The organism is Pseudomonas sp. Kh14 (genome assembly GCF_900291005.1).
Taxonomy (GTDB): Bacteria; Pseudomonadota; Gammaproteobacteria; order Pseudomonadales; family Pseudomonadaceae; genus Aquipseudomonas; species Aquipseudomonas alloputida.
This window is the reverse complement of record NZ_OLKJ01000342.1, coordinates 1-232: the sequence shown is the minus strand read 5'-3', so window position 1 is coordinate 232 and position 232 is coordinate 1. Positions and strand designations below refer to the sequence as shown.

Here is a 232-nt window from a genome sequence, read left to right as displayed (position 1 = left end):
CACCCAGCTCGATACGGAAGCCACGGATCTTCACCTGATGGTCGATACGGCCCACGTACTCGATAACGCCCTGTTCGCGGTAACGCGCCAGGTCGCCGGTGCGGTACAGGCGCCCGCCTTCGCTGGAGAACGGGTCCGGCACGAAGCGCTCGGCGGTCAGCGAGGCGCGGTTGTGGTAACCGCGTGCCAGGCCGGCGTGGCCGACATGCAGCTCGCCCGTGCAGCCTTTGGC

At 68.1% G+C, this 232-nt stretch carries 1 protein-coding gene; it reads right to left on the bottom strand.

Translation table 11 applies throughout. From position 1 onward, the window contains the following. Nucleotides 1–232, bottom strand: a 232-nt coding sequence (locus FQ668_RS28350) for an AMP-binding protein (protein ID WP_144180904.1), incomplete at both ends; no start/stop codon positions are given.